This window comes from Exiguobacterium mexicanum (assembly GCF_005960665.1).
GTDB lineage: Bacteria > Bacillota > Bacilli > Exiguobacteriales > Exiguobacteriaceae > Exiguobacterium > Exiguobacterium mexicanum_A.
Genome location: NZ_CP040676.1, coordinates 1643660 through 1660281 on the forward strand (window position 1 = coordinate 1643660; position 16622 = coordinate 1660281).

The 16622-nt window shown below is 56.0% G+C and carries 14 protein-coding genes; all 14 read right to left on the minus strand.

The annotated features are described in order from the left end of the window. Positions 1 to 39: 39 nt before the first annotated feature. Positions 40 to 666, minus strand: a complete 627-nt coding sequence (pyrE, locus tag FED52_RS08850) for an orotate phosphoribosyltransferase (RefSeq protein ID WP_138859641.1) — start codon at positions 664 to 666, stop codon at positions 40 to 42. Then, the gene (pyrF, locus tag FED52_RS08855; protein WP_138859642.1) at positions 650 to 1354 is read right to left on the minus strand and encodes an orotidine-5'-phosphate decarboxylase; all 705 of its coding nucleotides are present in this window, start codon (positions 1352 to 1354) and stop codon (positions 650 to 652) included. Before pyrF ends, pyrE begins: the two co-directional genes overlap by 17 nt. Next, complete coding sequence (locus FED52_RS08860) at positions 1329 to 2255, minus strand: dihydroorotate dehydrogenase (protein WP_138859643.1); 927 nt, start codon at positions 2253 to 2255, stop codon at positions 1329 to 1331. Before FED52_RS08860 ends, pyrF begins: the two co-directional genes overlap by 26 nt. Next, on the minus strand, positions 2252 to 2971 hold the full coding sequence (locus FED52_RS08865) for a dihydroorotate dehydrogenase electron transfer subunit (protein ID WP_034777108.1): 720 nt from the start codon (positions 2969 to 2971) through the stop codon (positions 2252 to 2254). Before FED52_RS08865 ends, FED52_RS08860 begins: the two co-directional genes overlap by 4 nt. Beyond that, positions 2968 to 6171, minus strand: coding sequence for a carbamoyl-phosphate synthase large subunit (gene carB / locus FED52_RS08870; RefSeq protein ID WP_138859644.1), 3204 nt, complete (start codon positions 6169 to 6171; stop codon positions 2968 to 2970). The genes FED52_RS08865 and carB overlap by 4 nt, the downstream gene beginning before the upstream one ends. A gap of 1 nt (position 6172) precedes the next feature. After that, positions 6173 to 7255 carry a carbamoyl phosphate synthase small subunit gene (locus FED52_RS08875; protein ID WP_128122749.1) on the minus strand — a complete coding sequence of 361 codons (1083 nt, stop codon included), beginning with the start codon at positions 7253 to 7255 and terminating at the stop codon, positions 6173 to 6175. Further along, positions 7233 to 8513: a dihydroorotase gene (locus FED52_RS08880; RefSeq protein WP_034777102.1), complete on the minus strand. Its 1281-nt coding sequence runs from the start codon at positions 8511 to 8513 to the stop codon at positions 7233 to 7235. The genes FED52_RS08875 and FED52_RS08880 overlap by 23 nt, the downstream gene beginning before the upstream one ends. Continuing rightward, the gene (locus FED52_RS08885) at positions 8510 to 9415 is read right to left on the minus strand and encodes an aspartate carbamoyltransferase catalytic subunit (RefSeq protein ID WP_138859645.1); all 906 of its coding nucleotides are present in this window, start codon (positions 9413 to 9415) and stop codon (positions 8510 to 8512) included. Before FED52_RS08885 ends, FED52_RS08880 begins: the two co-directional genes overlap by 4 nt. 130 nt (positions 9416 to 9545) lie before the next feature. After that, positions 9546 to 10847, minus strand: a complete 1302-nt coding sequence (locus FED52_RS08890) for a uracil-xanthine permease family protein (protein WP_138859646.1) — start codon at positions 10845 to 10847, stop codon at positions 9546 to 9548. 48 nt (positions 10848 to 10895) lie between these two features. After that, positions 10896 to 11429, minus strand: coding sequence for a bifunctional pyr operon transcriptional regulator/uracil phosphoribosyltransferase PyrR (gene pyrR, locus FED52_RS08895; RefSeq protein ID WP_024370040.1), 534 nt, complete (start codon positions 11427 to 11429; stop codon positions 10896 to 10898). 200 nt (positions 11430 to 11629) lie between these two features. Then, entirely contained in the window at positions 11630 to 12541 is a 912-nt protein-coding gene (locus FED52_RS08900) for an RluA family pseudouridine synthase (protein ID WP_034777094.1), read from the minus strand. Next, a complete protein-coding gene (gene lspA / locus FED52_RS08905) occupies positions 12541 to 13014 on the minus strand; it encodes a signal peptidase II (RefSeq protein WP_034777092.1) in 474 nt (157 codons plus the stop codon). Before lspA ends, FED52_RS08900 begins: the two co-directional genes overlap by 1 nt. A 58-nt stretch (positions 13015 to 13072) precedes the next feature. Further along, positions 13073 to 15799, minus strand: coding sequence for an isoleucine--tRNA ligase (gene ileS, locus FED52_RS08910; protein ID WP_138859647.1), 2727 nt, complete (start codon positions 15797 to 15799; stop codon positions 13073 to 13075). A 271-nt stretch (positions 15800 to 16070) separates the two neighbouring features. Then, on the minus strand, positions 16071 to 16616 hold the full coding sequence (locus tag FED52_RS08915) for a DivIVA domain-containing protein (protein ID WP_021067053.1): 546 nt from the start codon (positions 16614 to 16616) through the stop codon (positions 16071 to 16073). Positions 16617 to 16622: the final 6 nt, after the last annotated feature.

Genomic DNA, 16622 nt, shown 5'->3' on the forward strand with positions numbered 1-16622 from the left:
AAAAGAATCCGCCCGGAGGTGGATTCTTAGAAAGGTAGATTACGATGTGACACGAGCGCTCCAACCTGTCGGATCATTCCGCCAGTCACGTAAAGTAGCAGCCTCTTCTTTACTGATGATGCGCTTCTTGACGGCGACGTCGAGCACATCCAACAGTGTGATTAGCGCGTGCGCAGTGAAACCGGAGTCCAACAAATTGATGTGAAGACGGCTCAGACTGTAGGAAAAGATCGCTTGAATCTTGATCACTTCCCCGCCCGCTTTCTGGATCGCTTTGGCGGCCTCGATGCTCGATGAACCGGTCGACAACAAATCTTCAATCACGACGACACGAGCGCCAGGCTCGAACCGACCTTCGATTTGATTCCCTTTCCCATGTCCTTTCGCACTCGAACGGACGTAGACGAGCGGCAAGCCGAGCCGGTCGGCGACAAGCGTCGCATGAGGAATTCCCGCTGTCGCTGTCCCGGCGATGACATCGGCGTTGAGCGGACGGATCGCTTCGACGAGCGCATCGATGATGAGATTGCGGACATCAGGATAGCTGAGCGTCAAACGGTTGTCACAATAAATCGGACTCTTCATCCCGCTCGACCATATATACGGGTTCTCGGGAGAAAGGGTCACGGCCTCGATCTGTAATAAAGCTTCAGCGATTTGTCTCATACGTTCGACTCCATTCCTGTAAGTAGTATTCATATGCGGCGTTCGGGTCTTCGGCCCGGGTGATCGGCCGGCCGACGACGATGGCCGACACGCCGGCCTCACGCGCCGCTTTTGGTGTGGCGGTCCGGACTTGATCGTCTACTGTCTCGTTCATCCGGATACCCGGCGTCACGGTCAAAAACGATGAGCCGAGCGCTTGGTGAATCGCGCGGGCCTCATGCACGGACGCGACGACCCCGTCGAGTCCGGCCCGATCGGCCATGGCTGCCTGGCGAAGGACGGCCTGCTCCAGACCGCCTTTGATGTTTAATTCTTCAGAAAGCATCCGTTCATCGGTCGACGTCAACTGGGTGACCCCAATCAATTTCGTCGTATCGGTCACATCACGTAAGCCGTCTAAGGCGTAGCGCATCATCGTCTCGCCGCCGAGTGTATGGACGTTCGTCAACTCGACGCCGAGGCGGCCGATTTGACGGAGCGTCCGCCGTGCCGTCTCCGGGATGTCGTGGACTTTGATGTCTAAAAAGACGGGGTATCCATTGTCGACGAGTTGCTCGACAAAACGCCCCCCTTCCCGATAGAACAGCTCCATCCCGACTTTGACGGCTGGTTTCTGATTGATTCGTTCCAATAGACGGAACGCGTCGGCGCCCGTCTCGACATCAAGCGCGAGATACAGTCTGTTCATAAGCTTTCCCCCTGATGTCTAAAATGTGATCGATGCCAAGTTCGTCAAGTCGTCCCGGCAACGCTTCGATGATTTCTTGACAGACGTACGGGTTCTCAAAATTGGCCGTTCCGACCGCGACCGCTGAGGCACCTGCGTAGATAAACTCTAATACGTCGTCCACCGTCCGCACGCCGCCCATCCCGATAATCGGGATATCGACGGCCTGAGCGACTTCATACACCATCCGAATGGCGACCGGTTTGACGGCAGGGCCAGACAAGCCCCCGATTCGATTGGCGAGAATCGGTTGTCCGGTCGTGACGTCGATGCGCATCCCGACGAGCGTGTTGATCATCGTGATCCCGTCGGCACCGGCCGCTTCGACCGCCTTGGCCATCGCCGTGATCGATGTGACGTTCGGTGACAGTTTGACGTAAACCGGTTTCGTTGACGCCGCTTTGACAAGCCGGGTCAATTCGGCCGCCATCTCAGGATCGGTCCCAAACTGCATCCCGCCGCACTTCACGTTCGGACATGAAATGTTCAGCTCGAGCGCTTTAATGGTCGGGTCGGCACTCATCTGGCGGGCGACGTGAATATACTCTTCTGGCGTCGAGCCGGCCACGTTGGCGATGATCTCGGTATCAAATCCCGCCAGGAACGGAAGCTTGTCTTCGATGATGGCGTCGACACCTGGGTTTTGAAGGCCGATGGCGTTCAGCATTCCTTGTGCCGTCTCAGCGACTCGGGGCGTGCCGTTGCCGAATCGCGATTCGCCTGTCGCCGCCTTAATCATAATACCGCCTAATATCGATAAGTCATAAAGTTTGGCGAACTCTTCACCGAATCCGAAACAGCCTGACGCCGGCATGATTGGGTTTTTCAACTGTAAGCCTGGCAAGTCGACGTGTAATCTCATAGCGTCACCTCTTCCGCACGAAATACCGGTCCGTCACTGCACACTTTGACGTAACCGCCTGGCGCTTCGCACACGCAAGCGAAACAAGCTCCAATGCCACACCCCATCCGATTCTCGATCGAGATATATCGCTCTTCGATATGTGACGCGGCGACTGCCTTCAACATCGGTTCCGGTCCACAGCTGAACAACACATCGGCCTCGACCCGCGCGAGCGGGCCGGTCACAAATCCCATTTCCCCATACGTTCCGTCGACCGTCGTGATGATCGTCTCCCCCAGTTCACGGAACGCGTCTTCATAAAAAATGCTCGTTTTCGTATCAAACCCGAGAATCGCCACCGTCTCAATCCCGCGTGCGGCGAGCAGACGCCGCGTGTAGTAGAGCGGTGGCACCCCGATGCCCCCACCGACGAGGACGACACGCTTGCCTGTTTGCTCGAGCGGGAAACCGTTGCCGAGCGGTCCGAGGACGTCCAAGACGTCTCCCGTCCGACGAGCGGCCAAATCTGCCGTCCCGCTGCCGATGACTTTATACAGGAACGTGACGACGTTGCCTTCGACGTTCGCGACCGAGAGTGGCCGGCGCAACAGCTCTGACGTCTTCACGTGGAAGAACGTGCCCGGCGCGACTTCTTGCGGTGCGATTTCGACTTTCATCTCCATCGTCGCTGTCGCGATCAATCGGTTCGATAAAATGGTCGCGAGTTGTCTCATACGGTCACCCCGAATGTCTTGAACTCCGGCAAACTCGTTGTTTGGAACGACAGGCTCTCGATGACTTGGAGCAGCGCCTTAACCGTATCGAGCGACGTCAGACAGAGCACGCCTTGCTCGGCCGCGGCCCGACGGATGATGAACCCGTCTTTCGTCGCGAGGGCGTCACGCGTCGTCGTGTTCAAGACGATGTCGACTTCTCCTCGTTCGATGACGCTCAGCATCGTCTCACCAGACTCATTGATCTTCCCGACCGGATGGACCGGTAGGCCGTCTGCTGAGAGCGCCTGCGCCGTACCGGACGTGGCCATCAGGCGGAATCCGAGTCGATTGAAACGGCGGGCGATGTCGAGCGCCTCTTCCTTGTCTTGGTCGGCGACCGTCAATAGGACGTTCCCTTTCAAGGCGATCGTCATGCCGGCGGCGACGAGCCCTTTATACAGTGCTTTTTCGAGCGTACGGTCTGTCGCCATGACTTCACCGGTCGATTTCATTTCCGGCCCGAGCGACGGATCGACTTCTTTTAATTTCGCGAAACTGAACACTGGCACTTTGACCGAAATCGCGTCCGCTTCTGGATGCAGGCCGGTCCCTAACCCTAAATCTTTCAGACTCGTCCCGAGAATCGTCTGCGTGGCGATGCGCGCAATCGGCAGGCCCGTCACTTTCGAGATGAATGGGACGGTCCGGCTCGCCCGCGGGTTGACCTCGATGACATATAAGTCGTCCGCGTAGACGAACTGGATATTGAGCAACCCTTTGATTCGGAACGCCTTGGCGAGTTTAATCGTGTAGTCGACGACTTTTTCTTTCAATGCCTCACTCAATCGTTGCGGCGGATACACGGCGATCGAGTCACCCGAGTGGACGCCGGCCCGTTCGATATGTTCCATGATGCCCGGGATATAAACGTCGGTCCCGTCACAGATGGCATCGACTTCAATCTCGATGCCCGTCAAGTAGCGGTCGATGAGGACGGGACGGTCTTTCGAGGCGACGACGGCGTGGCGCATATACCGTTCGAGCTCCGAGCGCTCATAAACGATTTCCATCGCCCGGCCGCCGAGGACGTATGATGGGCGGACGAGTACCGGATAGCCAAGCATATCGGCGCAAGCGACGGCCTCTTCGACCGTGACCGCCGTCTTGCCCGGCGGTTGGGCGAGTTGTTCGGCCGAGAGCGTCGCTTCGAACGCTTTCCGGTCTTCGGCGCGGTCGATATCTTCAAGCGACGTCCCTAAAATTTGGACCCCTTCCGCTTCGAGCGAGGCCGCCAAGTTGATCGCCGTCTGACCGCCGAACTGGACGATGACGCCGAGCGGCTGTTCGTTGCGGATGACCTCGAGCACGTCTTCGGTCGTGAGCGGTTCGAAGTAGAGCCGGTCCGAGATCGAGAAGTCGGTCGACACCGTCTCCGGGTTATTGTTGATGATGATCGCTTCGTAGCCTGCGTCACGGATCGTCTGGATCGAGTGGACGGTCGCGTAGTCGAATTCGACACCTTGCCCGATCCGGATCGGTCCCGAACCGAGGACGAGAATCGATGGTTTGTCCGTCTTCACGGCCTCGTTCTCGACTTCGTACGTCCCGTAAAAGTATGGTGTCTCCGAAGCGAACTCGGCCGCACACGTGTCGACCATCTTATACACCGGGCGGATGCCCCAGTCGTTCCGAAGCGATGTCACCGTCTCCACAGTCTCATTCGTGATTCGGGCGATCATCTTATCGCTGAAGCCGAGACGTTTCGTCTCGATGAGGCGTTCTTTCGAAAGCGGCTCATGCTGAAGCGTCTCTTCTTGTTGCCAAATCCGAGCGAGTTTCGATAAGAAGAAACGATCGATTTTTGTCAGCTCATGCAACTGTTCTGTCGAGTAGCCGCGGCGGAGCGCCTCATAGAGCATCCACAACCGCTCATCCGTCGGTGTCGTCAGTTCGCGGTCGAGCTCCGCGGTGCTGAGTTGCGCGAGGCGTGGCACGGCCAAGTCTTCTGTCCCGAGTTCGAGCGAACGGACGGCCTTCAAGAGTGCTTCTTCCAAGTTACGGCCGATCGCCATCACTTCCCCGGTCGCTTTCATCTGCGTGCCGAGGCGACGATCAGCCGTCTCGAACTTATCAAAGGCGAAGCGCGGAATTTTAGCGACGACATAGTCGAGCGCCGGTTCGAACGAGGCGTAACTCGTCTCCGTCACCGGGTTCTTCAGTTCTGACAACTTGTATCCGACCGCCACTTTCGCAGCCAGCTTGGCGATCGGGTACCCCGTCGCTTTCGAGGCGAGCGCCGAACTGCGCGAGACACGCGGATTGACCTCGATGACGTAATACGTGAAGCTGTCCGGGTCGAGAGCGAATTGGATGTTACATCCGCCTTCGATGCCGAGGGCGCGGATGATGTCGAGTGAGACGCTGCGAAGCATCTGATAGTCGCGGTCAGACAGTGTTTGTGTCGGTGCGAAGACGATCGAGTCGCCCGTATGGACCCCGACCGGATCAAAGTTTTCCATCGCACAGACGATGATTGCCTGGTCGCTCGAATCGCGCATCACTTCATACTCGACTTCTTTCATGCCAGCGATCGATTTTTCGAGCAACACTTGTGTCACCGGGCTCGCTTTCAGTCCCGATTCGACGAACTGCTCAAATTCATTCCGGTCATGGGCGATCCCGCCACCGGTTCCTCCGAGTGTGTACGCCGGACGGATGATGATTGGGTAGCCGATCCGTTCCGCAAAGCCCCAAGCCGACTCGAGTGACTGCACGATCTCGCTTTCCGGGACCCCGTGCCCGAGTTTATACATGAGGTCGCGGAACTGTTCCCGGTCCTCAGCCTGTTCGATGGCCGATAATTTCGTCCCGAGCAATTCGACGCCGCAATCTTCAAGCACGCCGCGGCGGTCGAGTTCCATCGCCAAGTTGAGGCCGGTCTGGCCGCCGAGTGTGGCGAGGAGCGCGTCCGGACGTTCTTGACGGATGATCCGCTCGACGAACTCCGGTTCGAGCGGTTCGATGTAGACGCGGTCCGCCGTCGTCGGGTCGGTCATGATCGTGGCCGGGTTCGAGTTGACGAGGATGACCTCGTATCCTTCTTCTTTCAAGGCAAGACACGCCTGGGTACCAGCATAGTCAAATTCTGCCGCCTGTCCGATGACGATCGGGCCGGATCCGATTACAAGGATTTTCTGAATATCTGGTCGTTTTGGCATGTCACATTCCTACTTTCTGTTTGTTTTCTTGGACGATCTGCATGAAGCGGTCAAATAAGTCGTTGGCGTCATATGGACCCGGTGCCGCTTCCGGATGGTATTGGACCGAGAACGTCGGATGATGCAAGTGCTTCACCCCTTCAACCGTGCCATCGTTGACGGCGCGATGCGTGACGACGAGTCCGGTCGTCGCGAGTGATGCCTCATCGACCGCGTAGCCGTGGTTTTGGGATGTGATTGTCACCGCGCCGGTCTCAAGTTCGAGCACCGGATGGTTGGCGCCGCGATGGCCGAACGGGAGTTTGAACGTATTGGCCCCGCTCGCGAGTGCGATCAACTGATGGCCGAGACAAATTCCGAAAATCGGCAACACCGGCATGAGGCGCTCGATGAGCGGCAACGCCGTCGGGACGTCTTTCGGGTCCCCCGGTCCGTTCGACAGCATGACGCCATCCGGTTCATAGCGCATCACTTCGTCGGCCGTCACGTCGTGCGGCAAGACGACGACTTCACAGTCGCGCTTCACGAGTTCACGCATGATGCCGAGCTTCGCACCGAAGTCGATGAGGGCGATACGCGGCCCGCGGCCCGTGCTGACATACGCCCGCTTTGTCGAGACGCGCTCGACTTGATCGGTCGGAAGAAGGACGTCAAAGCGATCCTGGACCGATGCCCACGTCGATTCCCCATCGACCATGACGCCGCGCATGACGCCACGTGAGCGGAGATGACGCGTCAACATCCGCGTGTCGACCCCTGCTAGACCTGGGATATTGAAGCGGAGAAGCGTATCGCTGAGCGTTGCGGTCGACCGGAAGTTTGAAGGCAAATCGCACACTTCTTTCACGATGAGTCCTTTCGCCATCGGCACAGTCGTCTCAAAATCTTCCCGGTTGACGCCGTAATTGCCGATCAACGGGTTCGTCAGCACGATGAGCTGGTCGCAGTACGATGGGTCCGACAACATCTCCTGATACCCGGTCATCCCGGTCTGAAAGACGACTTCCCCGATCGTCTCGACGTCTGCACCGAATGCTGTTCCTACAAATGAAGTGCCGTCCTCAAGCCATAATGTTCGTTTCATCGAATCTCCCCTTATATACGATTTTTCCAGCCGCGATCGTCATGACCGGCCAGCCTACCAGTTTCATCCCCGCGAACGGTGTGTTTTTTCCTTTCGAGCGGAATGTCGTCGGATCGACCACTTGCTCCGTCTCCGTATCGATGAGGGCAAAGTCTGCCGCCCGTCCAACTTCAATCACACCGTACGGTAACCCGAACACGTCGCTCGGACGTTTCGTCATCCAGTCGATGAGCGCCGCTTCTTCCATCTGACCCGTCTTGACGAACGTCGTGTACAAGAGCGGGAACGCTGTCTCGAATCCGGTGATGCCAAACGGGGCCCGTTCCATGCCGGCCGCTTTTTCTTCGGCCGTGTGCGGGGCGTGGTCCGTCGCGATCATATCAATCGTCCCGTCGAACAAGCCTTCAAGGAGCGCCTCACGGTCGTCACGGCTCCGGAGCGGCGGATTCATTTTAAAGTTTGGGTCGAGGCCCGGGATATCGTCTTCACAGAGGACGAGGTGATGCGGTGTCACTTCGGCCGTCACCCGGATGCCGGCTCGTTTGGCGTCGCGGATGACACGTACCGACTGTCGTGACGAGACGTGGCAGACGTGATAGTGACAGCCCGTCTCTTCGGCAATCAAGACGTCACGGGCGATATGGATGCTTTCGGCGAGGCTCGGGATGCCTTGGATGCCGTGTTCTTCACTGAACCGGCCTTCATGGACCGAACCGGCCTTGAGCGTATTGTCCTCGCAGTGGGCGACGACCGCCTTATCGAGACGTTTCGCTTCCCGCATCGCCTCACGCATCATCGCCGCCGATTGGACGCCGACGCCGTCATCGGTGAACGCGAACGCATCTGCGAGCGAAGCCATGTCGACTTGTTCGGTGCCGAGCTGTCGTTTCGTGATGGCGGCGTATGGAAGGACGCGTACGCTTGCGTCTTGCTCGATTTTAGCCAGGAGCTGGTCCATCGTCGCCCGGTCGTCCGGGACGGGACGTGTGTTCGGCATGGCGCAGATTGTGGTGAACCCGCCGGCCGCAGCCGCCTCGGTCCCCGTTTTGATCGTCTCTTTCTTCTCCCCGCCCGGCTCGCGCAAATGAACGTGGACATCGACGAGCCCCGGAATGAGGAGCTTCCCTGTCGCATCGATCACTTCATGTCCTTCGGTCGTACCGTCATAGTCGATCGAGCGGATTTCGCCGTCCTCGATCAATAGATTCGTCGTCCGTTTCGTGTTCCCGTCATACCAAGTTGCGTGTTGAAGTATCATAATTGTCCCCCTAATGCTCGATTTAAAATGGCCATCCGGGCGTAAACGCCGTTCGTCATCTGTGGAAAGATCCTCGACTTCGGATGTTCAATCAAACTGCCGGCGATCTCGACGTCACGGTTGACCGGTGCCGGATGCATGATGATCGCTTGCCCTTTCATTCGGTCGACGCGTTCGGGCGTCAACCCGTAGCGCGCATGATAATCTCCTTTCGAGAAGATGTCGCCCATGATGTGGCGTTCGTGCTGGACGCGGAGCAGCATGACGACGTCACAGTCCGCTAACACATCGTCGAGGTCCCGATGTTCGAGCCCCATCGACTCGTCCCACCAAGAGGCGGGGCTGCAGCCGACGACGTTCGCCCCCAGGCGTTTCAATACGCTTGCGTTCGAACGTGCGACGCGGCTATGGACGAGGTCGCCGCAGATGGCGATGTTCAACCCTTCGAATGTCTTGAACTCTTCAAAGATCGTGACGAGGTCTAACAGTGACTGCGAGGGGTGCTCCCCGCTCCCGTCACCGCCGTTCAACACCGGGATGTTCAACTTTTCAACGAGTTCATGGTAATAGCCCGACTCCGGGTGGCGGATGACGAGGGCATCGACCCCGATTGCCTCGAGCGTCTTGCACGTGTCGTACAGCGTCTCGCCTTTCGTCACCGATGACGTCGCCACGTCGAACGGAATCTCTTGTACTTTCAAGTGCCGTTCGGCCATTTGAAACGAATTTTTCGTTCGCGTCGAGTTTTCAAAGAACAAGTTCGCGACCGTCTTGCCGTCGAACAAGGGTGGCATGTCCCCTTGTTTGTAGCGTAGCGACTCCTCGATCAATCCCATGATCTCGTCGAGCGAGAGCGTATCCAGACTGACAAAATGCTTCGGTTGTTGTTTGATTAAGTTCATGTTCGTCTCCTCCTTTTGTGTGAAGGCAAAGAGAAAAGGCGTCTCTTCACCTACGTGAAGGGACGCCTTCATTTGGGTAGACTACACCCAAATAAACGAGCCTTCACTTTGCCGACCTCACGGGATCGAATTAAAAGTTACTTGCTTGTCGTGTATCTTCAGTTGTTTCGGCAGCAGCTTCGTCGACCGCTTCTTCTTTTGGCAAGAAGGCGTTCAAGAGAATCCCGACGACTGTGGCGAGTGCCATCCCTTGAACCGGGAAGCTTCCAAGTTGGACCATGGCCCCACCAAGTCCGATGACGAGGATGACCGAGGCGATGATGAGATTGCGTTTCTCAGCGAGGTCGACGTTGCTTTCGACCATCGTCCGCAGACCGTTCGAAGCGATGACTCCGAACAAGAGGATCGAGATGCCGCCTTTGACCGGGTTCGGGATCGTCGAGATGAACGCTTCGACGTGACCAAGGAAACCAAAGCTGATAGCCATGAGCGCTGCTCCGGCGATGACGTAGACACTGTACACTTTCGTGATGGCCATGACCCCGTTGTTCTCACCGTAAGTCGTACACGGTGGACCACCGAGCGCCGAGGCGACCGCTTTCCCGACCCCGTCGCCGAGGAGTGTCCGATGGAGACCTGGATCTTTCATCGTTTCGCGTCCGATGATTTTTGACGTGACCATTTGGTCGCCGATATGTTCCGTCATCGTGACGAGCGCGACCGGGACGATGGCGAGCAGTGCTCCGACTTGCCACATCGGCATGTAGTCGACGAACACCATCGTGAAGTCAGGCAGTTGGAACAAGCTCGCTTGACCGAGCGCCGAGTAGTCGATGATGCCGAACAGGGCGGCGATGATGTAACCACCGATGATACCGAACAAGATCGGTACGGCGCCCCATACTCCTTTGAGCGTCGTCATAGCGAACATCGTGATGCCGAGCGTGAGAAGCGCGACGGTGATGAACGTTCCATTGTAGGCACCGTCTTTGTTCATCGACATGTCGATGGCGACCGGTGCGAGCGATAAGCCGATGACCATGATGACCGGACCGACGACGACTGGCGGCAAGAGGCGCAGCAACCAGTTCACACCTGTATTATAGATGATGAGCGAGACCACACCGTAAACCGATCCGGCGATGATGCCACCGAACAAGGCGGCTTCGACACCCCATTGCTGGCTGACGGCGATGATCGGGGCGATGTAGGCGAAACTTGACCCGAGATAGGTCGGGACTTTGAAGCGGGTAATCGCTAGGAATGAGAGCGTGGCCACACCGGAAGCGACGAGGGCGACGGACGTGCTTAGGCCCGTCAAAATCGGGACTAAAATCGTCGCTCCGAACATGGCGAAGACGTGCTGCAGGCTGAAGAGCAGCCATTGCGGTAAGTGAGCGGGACGCTCGTGGATGTTGAGGATGGGTTTCATATGTGGTTCTCCTTCCTGGCCTCTCTGGACCACCTTAAAGGTTTTGGATTATTGCTGTTTGATAAACACTTCGTCGGTCGTGTCGACTTCACTGAGTCGGACGACGACTTGTTCTGACTTCGAGGTCGGGACGTTCTTGCCGACGAAGTCTGGGCGAATCGGTAGCTCGCGGTGTCCCCGGTCGATCAAGACAGCGAGCTGGATGTAATCCGGACGACCGTGGTCGACGAGTGCGTCCATGGCGGCTCGCACCGTCCGGCCCGTGTAGAGGACATCGTCAATCAAGACTACCGTCTTGCCGTTGATGTCGTGTGGCAGTTCAGTCGCTTTCACTTCCGGGTCGAGTGACTTCTTAGACAGGTCATCCCGGTACAGCGTGATGTCTAAGTTACCGAGCGCGATCGGTTTTCCTTCGATTTCTTCGATGCGGCGGGCGAGTCGGTCAGCGAGCGTCTCGCCTCGGGTTTTAATCCCGACGAGCACGACGTTGTCCGTTCCTTTGTTGCGCTCGATGATCTCGTGAGCGATTCGGGTAAGTGCACGGCGGATGGCCGCTTCATCCAATATGGTAGAATGTTTCAAACGTTTCCCCCCTCTCTCAAATTATACAAAAAAGAAGACTTCCTCATCCGGCTGGAAAAGGAAGTCTTCATATGTGAGGGCAGACCTCTGCCTCAAATAATCGACGTGTCGCGGCCGCGGCCACAATCCTTTCACAGCCTCTCTGGACTGGGTTTAAAGGTGTTATGCTTCCTAGACTATAAATCGGAATCGGTTGAAAGTCAACGCGTTTTCTCGATTTTGTCCAATTTTGCAAGTTCCGCTTCGAAGTCGGCCGGGAGCGGCGCCTCGAATTCGAGCCATTCGTCCGTGCGTGGATGGAAGAAACCGAGCGTCGCCGCATGGAGAGCTTGTCCGTTCAATTGAATCGTGCGGCGCGGACCATATTTCGGGTCACCAGCGAGCGGATGGCCGATATAACGCATATGAACGCGGATTTGGTGTGTCCGTCCCGTCTCGAGCTTACACTCGACGAGTGTGAAGTCTTTATACCGCTCGAGCAGACGGAAGTGCGTGATCGCTTCTTTCGCGTTCTTGTCCGTCACTGTCATCCGCTGACGGTCGTTCGTGTCACGCCCGATTGGCGCCTCGATCGTCCCGAGCTCATGGGCAACTTCGCCGTGGACGAGAGCGATATATTCACGCTTGATTTTACGATCCTTCAACTGGCTCGCGAGCGATTCGTGGGCCACATCGTTTTTCGCGACCATGAGGAGACCGGTCGTGTCTTTATCGATGCGGTGGACGATGCCTGGTCGTTTGACACCGTTAATACCTGACAAATCGTCACAGTGATAGAGGAGTGCGTTGACGAGCGTGCCTGACGTATGACCAGCCGCCGGATGGACGACCATGCCGCGTGCCTTGTTGACGACGATGACATCCTCGTCCTCATAAACGACGTCGAGCTTGATATTCTCTGGCAACACCTCGAGTTCGACGGCCTCCGGGACCGTCACGACGATTTCGTCGCCTTCTTGCAGTTTATAGTTCGGCTTGACGACCTGGCCGTTGACGAGGAGGTCCCCCGCCTTGATCCAGTCTTGGATTTGCGAACGTGACCAGTCACTTTGTTCGCTCATCCATTTGTCGATACGTGCCTTTTCTTCGGCGACAAATGTGTAAGTTTCCATTACGATTGTCCCCTTTCTTTGTTTAATTTTTCTTCGAACAAGACGCCGATGATCATGAAGATGACCCCGAACGTGAGCGCCATATCGGCGACGTTAAAGATTGGGAAGTTGTAGCCGAACGGATACGTGTCGACGAAATCGACGACTTCACCACGGAACAGACGGTCGATGAAGTTCCCGATCGCACCGGCGAGCAGTAACCCGACGCTATAACCGAGCAAATCAAACCCGTTCACTTCTTTATGCAAGAAATAAATCAAGCCGACGACGACGACCGCAGTGACGATGAAGAAGAACACCATCTGCCCTTCGAGCATGCCCCAGGCCGCGCCTTTATTGCGGTAAGACGTCAAGTAGAGCAATTCTGGGATGAGCTCGATTGACTGCCCGATCGTCATCGTCTGGACGACAATCCATTTCGTTACTTGGTCGAGCAAGATGAGGAAAAGTGCTAATCCGTAATAACGTTTCATCAGATTCTCCTTTCAAGTCATAAGAAACCGGAGTGGACGATCGCCACTCCGGTCCGGCTTATGCGATGACTTCAGTACAACGCGGGCAAAGCTCTGGATGTTCAGCATTTTGACCGAGTTCGGTCGAGTATGTCCAGCAACGGGCACAAGCGGCACCGTCAGCCTTCATGACGCTGATTTCGGCCGTCGTATAATCGACATCGGCCGATTCGACGTAATCGAGTTGCGACACTTGAAGCAACTGACGAACGTTATCGATCGTCTCGAGCAACTGTTTCGTCTCACCTTTTGGCGCGACTTGTAGTTTTGCTTCGAGCGGTTTACCGATCAACTTCTCGCCACGGGCGATCTCGATCGCTTTCAACACGTCGTCACGGAACGTGAGGAACTTCGACCATTTAGCAAGCAATGCCGTCTCATCTTCTGTGAGAGGTGCCACTGCCTCAAGGTCTGTCAAGAAGACGCTATCAGCTGTCTTCGCCGGCACTTCTTGCCACACTTCGTCCGCTGTGTGCGGGAGGATTGGTGCAAGCAATTTCGTGAGCGTGACGACCGTGTCATACATGACCGTTTGAACGGCACGACGACGTGCGTCGTCTTCACGTTCGATATATAGAATATCTTTGGTGAAGTCGAGATAGAACGACGACAACTCGTTGACACAGAAGTTATGGCTCAAGTGATAGACAGCCATGAAATCGAACGTGTCGTACGCTTTGACGACTTTCGTCTGAAGTTGCTTGAGTTTTGTCGCCATGAAGCGGTCCGCTTCCGGCATGTCTTCGAAGGCGACACGCATCGATGGGTCGAACCCGTTCAAGTTACCGAGCAAGAAGCGCAACGTGTTGCGGATCTTCCGGTAGACTTCCGACACTTGTTTGAAGTTATCGTGCGATGCGCGGACATCCGACTGATAGTCGACCGACGATACCCAAAGACGGACGATTTCCGCTCCGTATTGTTTGACGAGATCGTTCGGTGCGATCGTGTTGCCGAGTGACTTCGACATCTTACGGCCGTCGCCGTCGAGGACGAAGCCGTGGCTGAGCACGTTGCGATACGGCGCTTTGCCCGTCGTCGCGACTGCCGTCGAGAGTGACGAGTTGAACCAGCCGCGGTATTGGTCCGAGCCTTCAAGGTACAAGTCGGCCGGACGGCGCAAGTTATCGCGCTGTTCGAGTACGCCCGCATGAGACGAACCTGAGTCAAACCAGACGTCCATAATGTCGAGTTCTTTCCGGAACTCGCCGTTCGGGCTGTTCGGGTGTGTGAAACCTTCTGGCAACAAGTCTTTCGCTTCACGCTCATACCAGACGTTCGAGCCGTGCTCATGGAACAAGTTGGCGATGTGGTCGATCGTCTCGTTCGTGATGATCTCCGTGCCGTCTTCGGCGTAGAAGATCGGAATCGGGACGCCCCATGCCCGTTGACGGCTGATGACCCAGTCCCCACGGTCACGGACCATGTTGTAAAGGCGCGTCATGCCCCACTCCGGTACCCAGTTCACTTCTTCGATTTCACGAAGCATGTCGGCACGGAAATCTTTGATTGACGCGAACCATTGCGGTGTGGCGCGGAAGATAACCGGTTTTTTCGTACGCCAGTCGTGCGGGTACGAGTGCTTGATGAATTTCAAGTTGAGGAGGTAGCCGTTCTCTTCAAGCTTCATGCCGATTTGTTTGTTTGCGTCTTCATAGAACAAACCTTCGAAACCTGGCGCCTCTTCTGTCATATAACCACGGTCGTCGACCGGGCAGAGGACGTCGAGTCCGTAAGCTTGTCCGACACGGTAATCGTCTTCCCCGTGACCTGGTGCCGTATGGACGAGACCTGTCGCGTCAGCCGTGACGTGATCGCCGATCATGACGAGCGATGTCCGGTCATAAAGCGGGTGCTGAGCCGTCATGTGTTCGAACTCGCGCCCGTTCCAAGAACCGCTCACTGTGTAATCCGTCCAGCCGAGTGCCGTCGTCACGTCTTCGACGAGCGTTTCGGCAACGATGTACCCTTTGCCGTCGTGCTCGATGCGCGTGTACGTCAACTCGTCGCTGACCGCGATCCCAAGGTTGGCCGGGATCGTCCATGGTGTCGTCGTCCAGATGACGAAGTGGTCCGTTGTCGCTAAGACGTCTTTGCCGTCGACGACTTGGAACGCCACGTAGATCGCCGGTGACTTCTTGTCATAGTATTCGATTTCTGCCTCGGCGAGGGCCGATTCAGAAGACGGTGACCAGTAGACCGGTTTCTTCCCTTTATAGATGTAACCCTTCTCGGCCATCGTCCCGAACAAGCGGATTTGAGCCGCCTCATATTCCGGCAATAGCGTGATATACGGGTTGTCAAAATCAGCCATCAGTCCAAGACGCTTGAACTGCTCGCGTTGCGAGTTCACTTGTTCCATCGCGTACGCCGCACACTTCTCGCGGAATTCGGCGACGGTCATCTCTTTACGATTGACGCCTGCTTTTTGAAGCGCGTTCTCGATTGGGAGACCGTGTGTGTCCCAGCCCGGGATCATCGGTGACTGGTAGCCGTTCAATGATTTGAAGCGGACGATGATGTCTTTCAATACTTTGTTGAGCGCATGGCCCATATGGATGTCGCCGTTCGCATACGGAGGTCCGTCGTGCAGGATGTATTGTGGCTTTCCGGCATTTTTTTCTTGGACGCGGTTATATAGGTCCATCTGTTCCCAAGCCTCGTGCATGGCTGGCTCGCGTTTTGGCAGATTTCCGCGCATCGCGAATTCTGTTTCAGGCATCAATAGTGTGTCTTTGTAGTTCATTGAAACTCCTCCTGCATCTTTTTTTGACAACAAAAAAAACCCGCCCCTAATAGGGACGAGTTGGTCGACTCGCGGTACCACCCTACTAATCTCAGGGAAAGCCCCGAGACCGCTCTTGGTAACCGATAACGAGGTCAGGCGGTCGCGCTTACTAACTTCAGCCCGACACTCATAGGGGATACCGATAAAGTCTTTCTCTTAGGCTTGCACCTTCCCTAAGTCGCTTCGTAGGTATGACTTTATCGACGTGTCCTAATCGACGTATTGTGTATTATCCGTGATGTTTGGTTGGTATGACTTCGTCGTCATTATACGCAAGTTCGGTCGTATCGTCAAGAACCGTCTGGACCGGCGGCTCCCCGACAATCGTGTCCCATTCCGTGCTGTTCAACAGCTCCATCTGAGCATCGACGAGGACGCGGAAGCGGGTCCGGTACAACTCGACTTTTTTGAGCATTTGAATGACTTCGCGCTCAGCGAGCTGTTCTTTACGTGACGCTTCTTCCTCACGGGCGAGCGCCTCGCGTTCGGCCTGCTTCAAAATGAGACTCGCTTCTTTCGCCGCGTTCGTCTTCACTTCTTCGGCAGCCTCTTGGGCGACGATAATCGATTTGTTCAACGTGTCTTCCATCGAGGAGAAGTAGTCGATACGGGCTTGCATATCGTTGACGAGTTCTTCGTACCTTCTATTCTCACGAATCAATAGCTCAAACTCTTTGATGATTTGATCTAGAAATTCATTGACCTCATCGATATCGTACCCGCGAAAACGAGTCGAGAACTCTTTATTATGAATATCAATCGGTGTCAACGCCATTCGACT